17 protein-coding genes are annotated in these 17,809 nt (G+C 30.4%); all 17 read left to right on the top strand.

Annotated elements, in window-relative coordinates; translation table 11 throughout:
* Positions 1 to 13 precede the first annotated feature (13 nt).
* On the top strand, positions 14 to 904 hold the full coding sequence (locus ACLUJM_RS05300) for an HAD family hydrolase (protein ID WP_412412388.1): 891 nt from the start codon (positions 14 to 16) through the stop codon (positions 902 to 904).
* Positions 891 to 1,136, top strand: coding sequence for an RNA-binding S4 domain-containing protein (locus tag ACLUJM_RS05295; RefSeq protein ID WP_094203802.1), 246 nt, complete (start codon positions 891 to 893; stop codon positions 1,134 to 1,136). The genes ACLUJM_RS05300 and ACLUJM_RS05295 overlap by 14 nt, the downstream gene beginning before the upstream one ends.
* A 1-nt stretch (position 1,137) precedes the next feature.
* On the top strand, positions 1,138 to 1,512 hold the full coding sequence (locus tag ACLUJM_RS05290) for an FtsB family cell division protein (RefSeq protein WP_412412387.1): 375 nt from the start codon (positions 1,138 to 1,140) through the stop codon (positions 1,510 to 1,512).
* A 68-nt stretch (positions 1,513 to 1,580) separates the two neighbouring features.
* Complete coding sequence (locus ACLUJM_RS05285; RefSeq protein ID WP_412412386.1) at positions 1,581 to 2,000, top strand: S1 RNA-binding domain-containing protein; 420 nt, start codon at positions 1,581 to 1,583, stop codon at positions 1,998 to 2,000.
* Between the two features lie 37 nt (positions 2,001 to 2,037).
* Positions 2,038 to 3,393 carry a tRNA lysidine(34) synthetase TilS gene (tilS, locus tag ACLUJM_RS05280; RefSeq protein ID WP_412412385.1) on the top strand — a complete coding sequence of 452 codons (1,356 nt, stop codon included), beginning with the start codon at positions 2,038 to 2,040 and terminating at the stop codon, positions 3,391 to 3,393.
* Positions 3,383 to 3,943 (top strand): hypoxanthine phosphoribosyltransferase, encoded by a 561-nt coding sequence (gene hpt / locus ACLUJM_RS05275; RefSeq protein ID WP_094208766.1) that lies wholly within the window; start codon positions 3,383 to 3,385, stop codon positions 3,941 to 3,943. Before tilS ends, hpt begins: the two co-directional genes overlap by 11 nt.
* A complete protein-coding gene (ftsH, locus tag ACLUJM_RS05270) occupies positions 3,943 to 5,856 on the top strand; it encodes an ATP-dependent zinc metalloprotease FtsH (protein ID WP_412412384.1) in 1,914 nt (637 codons plus the stop codon). The genes hpt and ftsH overlap by 1 nt, the downstream gene beginning before the upstream one ends.
* Positions 5,856 to 6,320, top strand: a complete 465-nt coding sequence (locus ACLUJM_RS05265; RefSeq protein ID WP_094207269.1) for a DUF5673 domain-containing protein — start codon at positions 5,856 to 5,858, stop codon at positions 6,318 to 6,320. The genes ftsH and ACLUJM_RS05265 overlap by 1 nt, the downstream gene beginning before the upstream one ends.
* Positions 6,321 to 6,435: 115 nt before the next feature.
* On the top strand, positions 6,436 to 8,490 hold the full coding sequence (locus tag ACLUJM_RS05260) for a glutamine synthetase III (protein ID WP_412412383.1): 2,055 nt from the start codon (positions 6,436 to 6,438) through the stop codon (positions 8,488 to 8,490).
* Between the two features lie 14 nt (positions 8,491 to 8,504).
* Positions 8,505 to 10,103, top strand: coding sequence for a CTP synthase (locus ACLUJM_RS05255; protein WP_412412382.1), 1,599 nt, complete (start codon positions 8,505 to 8,507; stop codon positions 10,101 to 10,103).
* A 5-nt stretch (positions 10,104 to 10,108) separates the two neighbouring features.
* Positions 10,109 to 10,897, top strand: a complete 789-nt coding sequence (locus ACLUJM_RS05250) for a type III pantothenate kinase (RefSeq protein WP_094208761.1) — start codon at positions 10,109 to 10,111, stop codon at positions 10,895 to 10,897.
* Positions 10,890 to 11,822: a tRNA dihydrouridine synthase DusB gene (gene dusB / locus ACLUJM_RS05245; RefSeq protein ID WP_412412381.1), complete on the top strand. Its 933-nt coding sequence runs from the start codon at positions 10,890 to 10,892 to the stop codon at positions 11,820 to 11,822. Before ACLUJM_RS05250 ends, dusB begins: the two co-directional genes overlap by 8 nt.
* 83 nt (positions 11,823 to 11,905) lie before the next feature.
* On the top strand, positions 11,906 to 12,385 hold the full coding sequence (greA, locus tag ACLUJM_RS05240; protein WP_094205876.1) for a transcription elongation factor GreA: 480 nt from the start codon (positions 11,906 to 11,908) through the stop codon (positions 12,383 to 12,385).
* A 2-nt stretch (positions 12,386 to 12,387) separates the two neighbouring features.
* Complete coding sequence (gene lysS / locus ACLUJM_RS05235) at positions 12,388 to 14,280, top strand: lysine--tRNA ligase (protein WP_412412380.1); 1,893 nt, start codon at positions 12,388 to 12,390, stop codon at positions 14,278 to 14,280.
* Positions 14,281 to 14,402: 122 nt separating this feature from the next.
* Entirely contained in the window at positions 14,403 to 15,680 is a 1,278-nt protein-coding gene (locus ACLUJM_RS05230; RefSeq protein ID WP_412412379.1) for an ABC transporter permease, read from the top strand.
* Between the two features lie 10 nt (positions 15,681 to 15,690).
* Positions 15,691 to 16,335 (top strand): ABC transporter ATP-binding protein, encoded by a 645-nt coding sequence (locus tag ACLUJM_RS05225; protein ID WP_412412378.1) that lies wholly within the window; start codon positions 15,691 to 15,693, stop codon positions 16,333 to 16,335.
* 10 nt (positions 16,336 to 16,345) lie between these two features.
* On the top strand, positions 16,346 to 17,722 hold the full coding sequence (locus tag ACLUJM_RS05220) for an ABC transporter permease (protein ID WP_412412377.1): 1,377 nt from the start codon (positions 16,346 to 16,348) through the stop codon (positions 17,720 to 17,722).
* Positions 17,723 to 17,809 lie beyond the last annotated feature (87 nt).

The raw sequence follows: 17,809 nt of genomic DNA, 5'->3' as shown, positions 1-17,809 counted from the left end.
TTAGAGGTAGAAAATGAAGGCAGTAATATTTGATATGGACGGCGTAATAATAGACAGTGAAGTAGTGTATATTGATTTTTTCAAGAAAGTGCTTGAAGATTTTGACGTCGAAATATCTGAAGAAGATTTATTTTCTCTTGCTGGTTTAAGTCAACAAAAGACCGATGAGTTTTTGGAATCAAAACTTCACAGAAAACCTGAAGAAGTATATAATATGATGAAAAACTATATCGATGCTGATAAAATAGATTATAGTTCTTTGGTAATGGATGGTTTTTATCCGTTACTAAAAGAACTTAAAAGGAAAAACTTCAAACTAGCATTGGCATCTTCATCACCAAAAAATACTATTAAACTAGTCTTGGAGGAATTAAAAATCGAAGATGAATTTGATGCTGTTATTAGTGGAGAGGATTTTGTAGAATCAAAGCCAAATCCAGAAATTTACACGAACACATGTGAAATTTTAGGAGTGCGTCCACAAGATGCTTTTGCGATTGAAGATTCTGATTATGGGATTGAATCAGCGAAAAATGCAGGTTTGACAGTAATTGCTAGACGAGAAGATAGATTTAATTTTAAACAAAATAAAGCTGATTTTATTGTCGATAATTTACAAGATATTAAACTTATACTTGAAAAATTTGAAAAAGGAAAAAATGGAGTATATAAAATTAGGAGAAAATCGAAAGAATTTGTAAAAGCCATGTTTTTTATCGACAAGGAAACTTTCAATGATGACTTGGATGATTGCGACATTTATTGCTTATATCGAAATGATAAAATGAAGTCTGCAATTATCAAAAAATATGATAATATAGTATATAAGAAAGTTGAATCGGATTTAGATTACAAATTAATATTAGAAGAAATAGAAAATAAGGAAATAGATGAGATTAGATAAATTTTTAAAAAATTCAAGGATTATTAAGAGAAGAACTGTAGCAAAAACTGCTTGTGAATCGCAAAGAGTGAAAATCAACGACAAAATCGCTAAACCTGGAGACAACGTAAAAGTCGGAGATATAATTGAAATAAGTTTTGCTCAATCAGTTTTAAAGGCAAAGGTTACAGAATTAATTGATAATCCAAAGAAAGACGATGCGGATAAAATGTTTGAAACTTTAGGAGATTAAAATGAATGCCAGGGATAAGCAGATAAAAGAAAGAAGAAAAAACGTTAATAAATTTAGGATAATAGTTTCAGTTGCAACTATTTTTGCTTGTATTACGTTATTATTTACTATTTTCAAGCAACAACTACAGATTAAAAACATCAATAATGTTAAATTAGAACAACAAACAAAACAAGCTGAACTTGAAAAGGAAATACTTAAATTATCTGAAGATTCCAAGCATTTAGACAATCCTGAGTTGATTGAAAAATATGCCAGAGAAAAATTAGGTATGGTAAAACCTAACGAAGTTTTGATAAAGGATGAAAAGGAAAAACCAAAAAAAGATGCAAACTTCACACCATCTCCTACTTTTGACAAAAAGTGTGATAAATAATTATTGACAGCGTTTTTTTAGTAGTATATACTTGTATATAGTATTATATTAGGAGGAAGATATTGCGTATGTCTATATCAGTGGGCGATATTGTTGAAGGTAAAGTAACAGGAATTACTAAGTTTGGGGCATTTGTAGAATGCGAAGATGGGACTAAAGGATTAGTTCATATCTCACAAATTTCTAATGACTACATAGAAAAAGTTGAAGATGTGTTAAAGGTTAATGATGTAGTTAAATGCAAAGTAATGAGCATTGAAGATAAAAAGGTTAGCTTTTCAATAAAGGGATGTCTTCCAAAAAAAGAACATAAAAAAGAATTTAATAAGAAAACTTATTCTGATGATAGTAATGTAGATAAAGAATCTAACAAAGAATCAACTTTTGATGATTTACTTTCTAAGTTTATGAAAGAAAGTAACGAGAGATTAGATTCCATTAGACAAAGAGAGAATAAAAAGTTTTCGAAGAAAAGAAAGTATAATTAGGAGTAACGCCGCAGATTTATGCGGCTTTTTTATTATTATGGATTTGATACACAAAATAAAAAATACTATCATAAGAGAAAACTTAATACAAAAAAACGACAAAATTTTGATAGGATTATCAGGTGGGGCAGACTCAGTATTATTATTCAATGTTTTATACCAACTAAAAGATGATTTAGATTTTGAGATAAAAACATGCCACATTAATCATTCTTACAGAGTTACTGCCGATCGAGATGAAAATTTTTCAAGGGAAATATCTGAAGAAAAAAATGTTCAATTTTTTTCAAAAAAAGTAGATATGAAACAATTTTCCATCGACAATTCTATTAGCTTGGAAGATAGCGGTAGGATTTTAAGATATAGTTGTTTCAACAAAATTTTAGAAACAGAGAATTTCAATAAGATTGCTGTAGCACACCACTTGGACGATCAAGTGGAGACTTTTTTCTTACATTTGTTTAGGGGAAGTGGAATTGATGGATTGTGTGGAATACAATATCGAAACAAAAATGTAATAAGACCACTTTTAGATGTATCAAAAAATGAAATCCTAAATTATTTAGATAGCAATAATATTGAGTATGTAACTGACGAGACAAATTTCATAGCCGATGTCAAAAGAAATAAAATTCGACTTGAAATGTTGCCATATATTCAAGAAAATTTCAATAATTCTATAAATGAATCGATATATAGAACTATAAATATTTTACAAGATTCAAAAGAAATAATTGACGATATTACTAATCTTAAATTCGAAAAATTAGTTAGTCAAAGAAATGGTGAATATTCTATAGATGTAAAATTATTTGAAATCGAAAAGACCTCTATTCAAAGAAATATAATTAGAAAACTTTTAATTGAATTAAATGGGTCTAACCAAAACATTAGAATGGCTTATATAGATAATATTATAGAATTATTTGATTTAAAAAACGGCAGGGAATATATATTTAAAGACTACAGTTTTTTCAAAAGTTATGATAAAGTAATAATTAGGGAAAATGTAGACAACAAAAAAAGTCAAAGTGTAAAATTTGAACTTGGGACAATCATTTTTGGGGATTTTAAAATTAGTAGTTATCTAACAAAAAATACTAATATTAAACCTTCAAGAAATAAAATGGTTTTTGATTCTAAAATTCTATCACATAATCTTGTTTTACGAAGAAGAGAAAATGGAGATAGAATTAAATTAAAGGGATTTACCAAGAAAATTAAAGATGTATTTATTGATAATAAAGTTTTACAAATTGAACGCGATAATTATCCCGTTTTGAGCGATGAAGAAAATATATATGCCATTTTGTCGTTGAAAAGATCAAATTTGTACATGAAAAATTCTAACAGCAAAGAAGTTTTAGTTATAGAGGTGACTTATGAAAAGTAATTTATGTGATGCAGTCGAAAAGGTGCTAATACCAAAATCAGAAATCGACAAAAGAATTGAAGAATTAGGAAAAGAAATCACTGAAGAATACAGAGGTAAGGGAGAACTTATCGTAGTTGGTATTCTAAGAGGCGCAGCGATGTTTATGAGTAATTTAACATTAAATATCGACTTAGAAGTTGGAATAGATTTCATGGCAGTATCAAGTTATGGACATTCTTCAGAATCGAGTGGAACTGTAAGAATCATCAAAGATTTGGAAGAAGACATCGCCGGCAAAAATATCCTTATAGTTGAAGATATTGTGGACAGTGGTCGCACATTAAGTTACTTGGTTCGAAACTTAATGGATAGAAAAGCAAAATCAGTTAAGATAGCGAGTCTTTTGGATAAACCTGAAAGAAGAACTAACGAAGTTGATGTTCAATTCAAAGGTTTTACAGTACCAAACGAGTTTATAGTTGGTTATGGATTGGATTTTGCACAACAATTTAGAAATATTGAAGATATTTGCATATTGAAGAAATCTTTTTATGAAAAGGAGATTTAATGAAAAAAGTAACTAAAAGTTTAGCGATTTATCTTGTTCCAATTATTTTAATAGCTTTTTTCGTGACTATGACTCAAAACAATACATTGAGCACAAAATATTTTACTGTCAACGAAATGATTGTAAATGTCAAGAAAGATAATGTTAAAGAAATTGCTGCAAGAGGAAATGATATAAAAGGCGTTCTAAAAGATAGCAAGGGTACTCCTTTTAGAATGTATATGCCCCCAGAAATGTGGGAAGTTTTTTACAATAATTATCTGAAGGAATCTGTTGAAAACAATAAGATCGTATTGAAGACCGAAAAAGATCCTGGCAAACCATGGTATGTTGATATAATGCCAACTATATTAATTATAGTTGGGCTTGGAATAATTTGGTTTATGTTTATGAATCAAACGCAAAACTCTGGAAATTCTAAGGCTATGAATTTTGGAAAATCAAAAGCAAAACTCAACCAAGATTCAAAAGAAAAGGTTGTGTTTGCTGATGTAGCGGGATTAAAAGAAGAAAAAGAAGAATTGATGGAAATTGTAGATTTTCTGAAAAATCCTTCTAAGTATATAGACATTGGTGCAAGAATTCCTAAAGGAGTTTTGTTAGTGGGGCCTCCAGGAACTGGTAAAACATATTTATCGAGAGCAGTCGCAGGTGAAGCAAAGGTTCCATTTTTCAGCATTTCTGGTTCTGATTTTGTCGAAATGTTTGTTGGTGTCGGTGCATCGAGAGTTCGTGATTTGTTTGAACAAGCTAAGAAAAATGCTCCTTGTATCATTTTCATCGATGAAATAGACGCAGTAGGTAGAAAAAGAGGAGCAGGACTTGGCGGAGGCCATGACGAAAGAGAACAAACGTTGAATCAATTACTTGTTGAAATGGATGGTTTTGGAAAAAATGAAGGCGTAATTGTAATGAGTGCTACTAATAGACCTGATATTTTGGATAAAGCATTGTTGAGACCTGGAAGATTTGATAGAACTATTTATGTGGGACTTCCAGACGTGAGAGAGAGATTAGAAATATTAAAAGTTCACACAAAAAATAAAAAACTTAAATCAGATGTGGATTTGGAGAATATTGCAAAAACAACTACTGGTTTTTCTCCAGCTGATTTAGAAAATTTGTGCAATGAAGCAGCACTTCTTGCAGCAAGAAATAATGAAGCAGAAATTTCAAATGAAGTGTTCAAAGAAGCATCTATAAAAGTTGTTGCTGGTCCAGAAAAGAAATCACAAGTTGTAATAGAAAAAGAACGTGTGCTTACAGCTTATCACGAATCTGGTCATGCGATTGTATCCGGATTCTTGGAAGATAATGACAAAGTTCACATGATTACAATTATTCCTAGAGGAAGAGCCGGAGGATTTACGGCATATCTTCCACAAGAAGATGCGAAATTTATGACTAAAAGACAAATGCAACACAAATTGATTTCGCTTTTAGGTGGACGTGCAGCAGAAGAAGTTGTGCTTGACGATATTTCCACTGGAGCAAGTAACGATATTGAAAGAGCAACAAAAATCGCACATGCAATGGTAACAAAATACGGTATGAGTAAGAGATTGGGACCTATGATGTACGGTGGAGATGACTCTGAAGTATTTTTAGGTGAAGAGCTTGGTAAGAACAAGCAGTATTCTGACAAGATAGCTTATGAAATTGATTCTGAAATGAGAGAACTAATCGATGAAGCGTACAACAAAGCTTTAAATATTTTGAATGAAAACATCGATTTGTTACATGCATTGGCAAACAGACTTTTAGAAAAAGAAACTATTGGACAAGAAGAATTCGAAGCTATATTTGACAAATACACTAAGACTAAAATTCACGAAAATGAACCAAAAGAATTAGTCGATGTAAGAAAAAAAGACGAAGAAATAGAAAACAATATAGAAAATCAGGAGAAATAATGAGCGCACAAAATATTATTAATGTGATGTATATATTGATTTTGCTTTTTGGATTGAAGCAAATGTACAATGTATACAAAGTCAAAAAAAATATTGGTAGAGTCATCAAAAACTTTAACCAAAGAAAAAGAGTTTTAATGATGGTTGCATCATATTCAATTGTAATATTGGGATTATTGTATCTTTACCAACAAAAAACATGGTTCCCATTAATTTATATATTACTTGGAGTAATATTCATTTATTTAACATTCGAAAAAATCTCATTTACAGATAAAGGAATTTATTTCAATGGATTTTTGGCTGAATATGAAGACATCAAACAATGGAAATACTCCAAAGATAAGAGATTTTTGGAATTAACTTTGAAAAATTCCAAAGCTACTAACAAACTTATTCCTATCAATCCAAGTGATGCTTCTGAAATGCAAGTAATCATAAAAAAGAATAAGAAAAAACAATAAAATACTTGACAACAAAACTGTGATTAAATATAATAAAAAAAACACTATTTTTGTTTTTCATAAATTGGCTTTCTTTGATTGCCAATTTTTTTTATTTTAATACATGGAGGTATTTATGGATACTAATAAAATTTTTGGGATTGACACTTTTGACAAAAAACAAATGAAAGACTCTCTGCCGTTTCCGGTTTATCAAAAATGGAAAAACGCAGTTAGAAAAGAAGATTTACTAGATATTGAAACAGCAGAAATTATTGCGCATGCGATGAAAAAATGGGCAATAGAAAGAGGAGCTACTCATTTTTGTCATTGGTTCCAACCATTAAACGGTTTGACAGCAAAAAAACACGATTCATTTTTGGATAGAGGAGACGATAATACTCCTATAAATAGATTTTCAGCTAGTGAATTAATAAAAGGAGAGCCTGATGCTTCATCTTTTCCAACAGGATCAATCAGATCTACATTTGAAGCTAGAGGATATACTTATTGGGATTGTACTTCTAATACTTTCATAGTAGACAATATTATGTATATACCATCGGTATTTGTATCTTATGATGGGACAACATTAGATAAAAAACTTCCCCTTTTAAAAAGTTTGGATTATTTATCTGACTATGCGACAAAACTATACAATGAAATTTCTGATGAACATTGTTACAGAATGAAAGTCAAAATAGGTTTGGAGCAAGAATTCTTTCTTATAGATGAAAATGTGTACAAAGAAAGAATAGATTTAATAAATACAGGAAGAACATTGTTAGGGGCACAAGCGCCTAAATCACAAGAGCTTACTGATCATTATTTTGGTTCAATTCCTCAAAGAGTAGAAGCATTTTATAGAGATATAGACGAGAAATTATTCAGATTAGGGATATATGCTAAAACAGAACACAATGAAGTTGCTCCTAATCAATTCGAAGTAGCAATTCTTTTTGAAAACGCAAATATTTCTGTAGATGATAACCACTTGGTAATGGAAATACTTAAAACTACAGCTAGAAAGCATCATTTGGTATGTTTATTGCATGAAAAACCATTCAAAGGCGTAAATGGTTCTGGTAAGCATAACAATTATTCATTAGTTACAAATCATGGTAGAAATGTATTCTCACCAAAAGCAGACATGGAAAATGATTTGGTATTTTTGATATTTATAGCATGTTTAATTGAAGCAGTGGACAAATCTCAAGCATTATTAAGATCAGCATCCTCAACAACATCTAATGATTATAGATTAGGAGGAGATGAAGCTCCACCATCAATTATTTCCATGGACTTGGGACAAGATATTGAAGAAACATTCAATTCACTTATGAATGAAGAAGAAATCGTCATAAATTATCCAGAGTTTTCAATAAATAGATTTGACTATATACCACCAAATATGACAGACAGAAATAGAACAAGTCCATTTGCATTTAGCGGAAACAAATTTGAGTTTAGAATGTTGGGTTCATCGAACAGTGCAAGTGATGTAAATATAGTTTTAAACACAATGTATGCTAATGCAATCAAAAGAGTTTACGAAAAGTTCAAATCTCAAAATGAAAATATCGAAAAATTTATCAAATCAGAAGTAGTAAATATTTTGAAAAACCACAAACATATACTATACAGACAAGATAATTATACAGAACTATGGAGAGAAGAAGCAAAGAAAAGAGGTTTGTTGGATTTAGTTCATTATTTTGATTCATTGTATTCATTAATTTCAGAAGAATCTATAAGGGATTTTTGTGGTATACTAAGTGAGGAAGAATTACACGCAATCTACGATGTAGGATTAGAAGATGTAATAACTACTCATGAAATTGAAGCGAAAACTTTGATTTACATGTTAGATAAATTTGTCATTAATGCATTCTCAAAACAACTTCTTCAAAACACAAGTTTAATTGAAAAATGCAGTATAGACAGTTTAATTTCCACTCAAGAAAAATTAAAAAATGGTTTAAATGAAATCATCAATAAGAGAAATAATTTAGAAGAGATGCTACACAAATCTGATTTTGAATCAAAATATGAAAAAGCTAAGTATTTTCAATATGAAATTAGTCCATTAATCGAAGAAATCAGAGAAATACACGATAGCCTTGAAAAATATATCTACAAAGAAAATTATAGTTTGTGTGATATTCAAGATATATATTCATCATTAATATAAATATAGGAGGAGTAATGAGTAAATTTATTTTTATTACTGGAGGAGTTGTCTCTGGTATTGGTAAGGGAATTAGTGGAGCAAGTATTGGTAGAATGCTAAAAGACAGAGGTATTTCTGTATTTATGCAAAAATTTGATCCGTATTTAAATATTGACCCAGGTACTATGAGCCCTTATCAACATGGAGAAGTTTTTGTTACAAAAGATGGTGCAGAAACTGACCTTGATTTAGGCCATTATGAAAGATTTATTAATGAAGAATTAACTCAAAGATCTAACATCACTACAGGAAAAGTCTATAATGATGTTATCAAAAAAGAAAGACGTGGAGATTATAATGGTAAAACTGTTCAAGTTATTCCACATATTACTGATGAAATAAAAAAAGCGGTTTATAAAGCATCTGAAGAATCTCAAGCAGATATCGTAATTACAGAAATTGGTGGAACTGTTGGGGATATTGAATCATTGCCATTTTTGGAAGCAATCAGACAAATCCACGCAGAAAATGAAAAAGAGGATGTATTGTTTATTCACACAACATTAGTTCCTACAATTCCTGGAAGTAATGAATTAAAAACTAAACCAACACAACATTCTTACAAAGAATTGATGAGTTTAGGAATTAAAACAAATGTAATTATACTAAGAAGTGAAGGAATAGTTACAGATGAATTAAAAGAAAAAATCTCGTTGTTCTGCGATGTCCCAGTTGAAGCCATCATTCAATCATTCAATGTTGATTTTATTTATGAAGTTCCATTGAAATTCCAAGAACAAAATTTGGATAAATATATAATGAGAAAAATGAAACTAAAATCCAAAGGCGAAGAAGATGGAAAATGGAGAAAAATGATTGAAAACTACAGAAAAGCAACTGAAACTGTAAACATAGGTTTAGTTGGAAAATACACAGAACTTCACGATGCTTATCTTTCTGTAGAACAAGCATTGATAGATGCTGGATATGCAAACAATCACAAAGTAAACATTCGTTGGATTAATTCCGAAGAATTAAACAAAGACAATATCAAAGAATCATTTGAAGGATTGAACGGTATTATCGTTCCAGGAGGATTTGGTGGCAGAGGCATGGAAGGAATGGTTGAAACTTCAAAATACTGTCGTGAAAACAATATGCCATATTTCGGAATTTGTTTAGGAATGCAAATCGCAGCAATAGATATCGCTAGAAATATACTTGGTTTAGCTGATGCTAATACGGCAGAAGTTGTTGCTGATTGCAAAAATCCGGTAATAAGTTTAATGAAAGAACAAAGAGATATTGAAGATATAGGTGGAACATTAAGACTTGGTAACTATGAGTGTCACTTGAAAGATAAATCTTTGGCAAAAGAATTGTACTGTGAAGAATTCATACAAGAAAGACACAGACACAGATACGAATTCAACAACGACTACAGAGAACAATTTGAACAAAACAATGTCGTATTCTCAGGAATTAATGACCAATATAACTTGGTAGAAATGCTTGAAATACCACAAAATAAATTCTTCTTAGGTTGCCAATTCCATCCAGAATTCAAATCAAGACCTAACAAAATTCATCCTTTATTCAATGGATTTATCAAAGCATCTATTGAAAACAAATAAAGAAGGTGGAAGATATTTTACTTGTAATTGATATTGGAAATACAAATATTGTATTTGGTTTTTTCAAGGAAGATGAATTGATTTTTGAATGGAGAATATCCACAGATTTGCGTAAAACCAGTGATGAGTACGCACTAACACTCAGACAAGCTTTGGATTATTCAAATATAAAAAAATCAGAAGTAAAAGAAGCTATAATAGGCTCTGTAGTACCGAACTTGATGCCTACTATTCCAAAAGCAGTCAAAAAATGTTTGGGAATTGAACCTTTAATAGTAGATGAAAAAATAAGAACAGGAATAATTAATAAATATGCCAGTCCTAAAGAAGTTGGAGTTGACAGAATAATTAACGCAGTAAGCGCCTGTCAAAAATATTCAACACCAATAATAATAGTTGATATTGGAACGGCGATTACTTTTGATTATATTTCAGAAAATAAAGAATACTTGGGAGGAGCGATTGCCCCAGGGATAGCAATATCGTCTGAAGCACTTTTTATGAGGACAGCTAAGCTACCTAAGATTGAAATAGAAATGCCGGATAAAGTTATTGGAGACAGCACTGTAAGTAGTATGCAATCAGGGGTTGTGTTCGGATTTATAGGATTAATAGATTATATTATCGAAAAAATCCTAGAAGAAAGACATAAAACAAAAGATGAAGTTACAATAATTGCAACAGGCGGTTTTTCGTATTTGATCGCAAAACGATCCAAGTACATCACAATTATTGACAAACTCATAACTTTGGATGGCTTAAAAATTATTAACGATTTAAATAGAAATGATTAAAGAAAAATTAAACTTGAATAGTAATTTGTTTTTGGCGCCGTTAGCTGGAGTAACAGACATTCCTTTTCGAATAATTTGTGGAGAATTGGGAGCTGGTTTGTGCTTTACAGAAATGATAAGCGCCAAAGCACTTTACTATGATGACAAAAAAACAAAGAAACTTTTAGACACAGATCCAAGAGAAAATAGCACATCTGTACAAATATTTGGGCATGAACCAGAAATCATGGCTTATGCAACTAGATTTCTGACTGAAAATTATAATTTTAAATCTATCGATATCAATATGGGATGTCCAGCTCCTAAAATATTCAAAAATGGAGATGGCTCAGCATTGATGGGGGATTTAAACCTTGCGGAAGATGTTATCAGAGCTTGTAAGAACAATACTGATTTACCAGTATCTGTAAAATTTAGACTAGGTATTGATGAAAATTCAATGAATTATCTTCAACTTGCACAAATTTGTGAGAGATTGAAAGTGGATTACGTTACACTTCACGCAAGAACCAGAAAAATGTTTTATTCAGGAGAAGCTGATTGGTATCATATTAAACGATTAGTTGAAGCTGTGAATATTCCTGTTCTTGGAAATGGAGATTGTTTTACAAAAGCAGACATAAAACGAAACATGGAATACTCAAATTGCGATGGAGTTTTGTTGGCAAGAGGAGCAATGCAAAACCCATTTATTTTCAGTGATGATGAGACTAAAACAAAAGAAGAAGTAATAGATACAATAAAAAAACACATGCAATTAAAATTAGAATTTTATGAAGAAAGACGTGCTATTTTAGAAATGAGAAAACACATTCAATGGTATCTAAAAGGCTTTAAAAATTCTAATAGAGTTAAAAATGAAATCAATCAATTAACAGATATTGATCAAATATATAAAATACTAGATGAATTTAAAAATGAATAGTTTAATCATATACTAAAAACTTGACAATTATGCCTTTTGTTATATAATTTTAAAATATATGGTTAAAATAAGGAGAATAGATTATGGCAGATAAAGAATTTTTATTAACTCAAGAAGGCTTAGATCAACACAAAGAAGAACTTGAGTTTTTAAAGACTACTCGTAGAACAGAAATAGCTGAGAAAATCAAAGTTGCCAGAGGATTTGGCGACCTTTCTGAAAATGCAGAATATGATGAAGCTAAGAATGAACAAGCGCAAGTAGAAGAAAGAATCAACTATCTTGAAAACTTGCTACTATATGCAAAAGTAATTCAAGATGACGAAAATCAAAAAGATGTTGTGACAGTTGGATCAACAGTAACTTACAAAAACTTAAAGTCAAACAAAGAAATGACTTATAAAATAGTGGGAACAGCAGAAGCTGATCCTTTTGAAGGTAGAATTTCAAATGAATCACCAACAGGAAAAGCTCTGTTAAATTTAAAAGTTGGTGACACTACTACAGTTGAAACACCAGGTGGAATCGTAGAATTAAAGGTATTAACTGTAAAGAAAGGATAATAATGGAAAACTTAAACGAAATGCTTCAAATTCGTAGACAAAAGTTACAAGAATTATTAGACGCAAATGAAAATCCATACGTTCATGAAAAATTTGACAATGCTAATAATACCAAAGAAATCTTGGATAATTTTGATGAATTTGATGAAAAAGAAGTTAAAATAGCTGGTAGAATAATGAGCAAAAGAGGCCATGGAAAAGTTAATTTCATGGACTTACAAGATTCTATTGGCAGAATACAATTATTTAATAAAGTAAATGAATTAGGCGAAGAAAACTACGCAAAAGTTAAAAATATGGATATTGGGGACATTGTTGGTGTTGAAGGAACTATTTTCAAGACTCAAAGTGGGGAAATATCTATTAGAACAAAATCAGTAGTTTTATTATCTAAATCATTACAAATATTACCTGAAAAATGGCACGGATTAAAAGATCCTGATTTGAGATATAGACAAAGATATGTAGATTTAATTATGAATCCTGAAATCAAAGATACATTCATAAAAAGATCTAAAATTATTTCAGCAATCAGAGAATTTTTGGATACAAGAGGATTCCTTGAAGTTGATACTCCAATTTTGAATACAATAGCTGGTGGAGCAAATGCTAGACCATTCATTACTCATCACAATACTTTGGATATCGATATGTATTTGCGTATCGCTAATGAATTGTATCTAAAAAGATTAATTGTCGGTGGATTTGACAAAGTTTATGAAATGGGTAGAATGTTCCGAAATGAAGGAATGGACCATACACATAACCCAGAATACACGGCAATAGAATTATACCAAGCATACGCTGACTACAATGATATGATGAATATCACAGAACAATTAGTTGCATTTGTTTGTGAAAAAGTAAATGGTTCTACTAAAGCTCAATTTGGTGAAACAGAAATTGACTTTACACCACCATGGAGAAGAATCACAATGGTTGATGCAATTAAAGAATATGCTGACATTAATTTTGACGAAATCGAAACAGATGAACAAGCTCGTGAAGTTGCCAAAGCAAACAATGTAGAAATTAGGGACAATATGTCACGTGGTGAAGTAATCAATGAATGTTTTGAACATTTCTGTGAAGAAAAATTAGTTCAACCAACATTCGTATTGGGTCATCCGGTTGAAGTAAGTCCATTAGCTAAAAGAAATCCTGATGATGAAAGATATACTCACAGATTTGAAGCGTTTGTATGTACAAAAGAAATCGCAAATGCGTTTAGTGAATTGAACAACCCAATCGACCAAAAAGAAAGATTCTTAAAGCAAGTTGAAGCGAGAGAGAATGGCGACGACGAAGCGCAAATGATGGATTACGATTTCTTGAATGCATTAGAAGTAGGACTTCCACCAACAGGCGGTTTGGGAATTGGTGTTGATAGACTTATAATGATGTTAACTAACAATGAATCAATCAGAGATATAATGTTGTTCCCAACAATGAAGCCAGTTGGAAATAATTCTTCTAGCAATTCAAAAGATGGCGAAGATAATACAAAAGCTAAGAAATTGGACTTATCAAAAGTGAAAGTTGAACCATTATTTGAAGATTTTGTAGATTTTGAAAAATTCTCAGAATCTGATTTCAGAGTAGTAAAAGTAAAATCTTGTGAAGAAGTTCCAAAATCCAAGAAATTATTAAAATTCACATTGAATGATGGATCTGGAAAAGACAGAATCATATTATCAGGAATTAAAAACTACTACAGCGCAGAAGACTTAGTAGGTAAGACATTACTTGCAATCACAAACTTACCACCAAGAAAAATGATGGGTGAAGAATCTTGTGGAATGCTTTTATCTGCAATCTGCGAATATGATGGAGAAGAAGTGTTGAATCTTATAATGTTAGATGAAAATATTCCAGCAGGATCAAAAATTTATTAATTAAATAAAATTTTTAGACGATAGAAGTATATTCTGTCGTCTTTTTTTATTGCTATCAATTTCATATACGTTTCATAAAACTTTTGTAATATATAAATATAATGAAAACAAGGGAGAAATATATGATAAAAAATGCAATAGCTTATATAACCAGAAAAAGAAATAGAACGATGATAATGTTGATTATACTAACACTTGTTCTATCTTGCTTGTATGCCTGTTTAAGTATATCCAAATCGCAGAAAAGTTTTGAGAAATCACTATATGATAATTCAAATTCATCTATTTCAATAACCAAAAAGGATAAAAATGGTTATTTTAAAATAAAAGACTTCGAAAAAATTCAAAACATCAAAGGAATTAAAGAAATTTCATATCACTATGAGGGATTTGCTAATCTTACTAATAGTAATGTCGTAGAGAGTCAACAAAAAGTTATGAGAGAAGATTTGTCTGATAATATGAAGAACTTGGTTTCAATAGATGCTATGACAAATCAAAAGCGTAATAATTTGTTCACAAGTAACGTATTAAGTATCAAAAAAGGTAGAAATCTTAATCTAGATGATATGAATAAAATTCTTGTCCATGAAGAATTTGCTAAGAAAAACAAACTCAAACTTAACGATAAGATTGGTCTTAAATTCATGAATATGAATGGAAATGGTGATAATAATAAAGAAACACAGTATGAAATAGTTGGAATATTTTCGGGTAAAAAACAAGAAAAATATACAGGGTTATCATCTGATTTTAGTGAAAATTCTATGTTTGTAAATTATAATTCAGCTCGAAATTCATTGAATTTAAAAAATCAAGATAAAATTGTCAACAAAATTTCCGTATATACTCAAAATTCAGATTCAATGAACAATGTAATAAATCAAATTAAAAATCAAACCAACAACTTATCTCAGTATATAATTGAAAAAGACGATAATGCATTTAAAGATGCGATTGATTCACTAGATGGAGTAAAACATATTATTCAATTGATGACATATTCAATTATGTTGGCAGGACTTATAGTTTTATCATTGATTTTAATATTGTGGCTAAGGGAAAGAATTTATGAAATAGGGATACTTTTATCAATAGGAGTAAGCAAACTGGAAATTATCGGACAGTTTTTAATGGAGTTAGTATTTGTATCCGTTCCTGCGGCAGTTTTATCATTCATTAGTGGGGATTTTATTATCAAACTAATTGCATCAGGAATTACAGAATCGGAAAATGCATCATTTACAGGTAGCCTATTAATTACTAAAATATCCGATAAATTAGAAGTATTTATCAAAAGCTACGGATTGCTTTTATTAATAATCACAGTTTCTGTGATTATCGCATCCACAATGATATTAATCAAAAAACCAAAACAAATATTATCACAAATAAGTTAGGAGATATAAAATGAATATTTTAGAAATCAAAAACGTATCATATAGTTACTCAAGTTCAAACGAAGAAGTTTTGTCATTAGTTAACATAGGATTTGAACAAGGAAAATTCTACGCAATAATTGGTAAATCAGGTACTGGTAAATCAACACTTTTATCTTTATTGGCTGGATTAGATTCACCAGATACAGGTCAAATCTTATTCAAAAACAACAACATCGAAGAAAAAGGACACAGTTATCATAGAAAAAACAATATATCGTTAGTTTTTCAAAACTATAACTTAATAGATTATCTGACTCCTCTTGAAAACATAAGATTAGTAAATAAAAATGCATCAGAAGATATTTTATTGGAATTAGGATTGGATAAAAGTCAAACAAGAAGAAATGTTATGAAACTTTCTGGTGGACAACAACAAAGAGTTGCGATTGCGAGAGCTTTAGTTTCAGAAGCTCCAATCATATTGGCAGATGAGCCTACTGGAAACTTGGATGATGTGACTGCTGGTGAAATTATAGATATATTGAAGAAACTTGCAATGGAAAGAAACAAATGCGTAGTAGTTGTTACTCATAGTAAAGAAGTAGCAAAAGCGGCAGATATTGTTCTTGAATTAAAAGATAGAAAACTACAAGAAGTAGTTGACAATATTTAGGGAGGAAATTATGATAAAAAACGCATTTGCTTATGTAACTAGAAAAAGTCTCAAATCGATAATTATATTAATCGTAATAATGCTGATGTCAGCTTTAAGTTTGATTAGTTTATCCATCAAAGATGCCACTGATAAAGCTTCAGAAAAAACATTTGGAAATATTACCAACAGTTTTTCAATGGAAATTAACAGACAAGTAAATCCAGGAACACCAAGAGGCGGTGGAAATGTCAAAGGACAAGACATCAAAAAAATCACAGATTCACCTGATATTGAAAGCTATGTAAAAAGAATAAATAGCGTGGCTGATCTGGATGGATTAGATATAATTGAAACACAAGAAACTTTGGCAAACCAATCCCCAGAACGTGCTAAAAATTTTAAAGGCACTGTAATGTTGACTGGAGTTAATGAATCATCCAAGGAAACAAAATTTGTATCTGGAGCATACAAATTGGTAGAAGGTCAACATTTGAAAAATGATGATAAGAATAAAATTCTTATGCACAAAGATTTGGCAGCCAAAAACAATTTGAAAATAGGTGACAAATTAAAATTAAAGTCCAATTTATTTGATGCAGATAATGAAAAACAAGCCAATGAAACAGTAGAAGTTACAATTAAAGGTTTGTTTGATGGACACAATAACGGTGGAGTGAGTGCTGCACAAGAATTATACGAAAATACTTTAATTACAGACTTACACACAGCAGCAAAAGTATATGGTAACACAGAAGATACAGCAGTTTATCAAGATGCGACATTTTTTGTAAAAGGAAACAAAAAGCTAGAAGATGTCATGAAAAATCTATTAAAATTAGATATTAATTGGCAAGAATATAATTTAATAAAAAGTTCGTCTAATTATCCAGCTTTACAAGAATCTATCAATGGCATATACGCAATTGCTGACAAATTGTTTATAGGTTCAATGGCATTTGCAGGATTGGTTGTCGCTTTATTATTATTCTTATGGATGAACGCTAGAAAAAAAGAAATTGCAGTATTATTATCTATAGGAATGTCCAAGGCAAAGATATTCGGACAATTTGTCACAGAATTATTGTTAGTAGCAATTCCTGCATACATTGGATCATTTTTCTTGGCAAGATTTGCTGGAGATAAAATTGGTAATAATATACTACAAAAAGTTACAGGAAATATTGCAGAAAAAATCGCTAAGCAATCAGCTTCAACTGGTCTTGGAAGTGGGGCAGAAGTAGATGGATTCAACAAAACTCTTACAAGCTTAGACATCAATATTTCTTCAAAAGCTTTGGTATACGTAGTAATATTTATGACGGTTGTGTTGTTGATTTCTTTAATTATTTCATCAACAAATATACTAAGGAAAAATCCAAAAGATTTATTAATAGATACTAAGTAAAATTATCGGGGCATATGCTCCGATAATTTTGTAATTTGATGACTTTAGTCAGTTGAGTTCGCTTGCGAACGAAACAATAAACTACCC

This window comes from Finegoldia sp. (genome assembly GCF_046991905.1).
In the GTDB taxonomy this organism is placed as follows: Bacteria; Bacillota; Clostridia; order Tissierellales; family Peptoniphilaceae; genus Finegoldia.
This window is presented reverse-complemented; position numbering and strand designations above follow the sequence as displayed.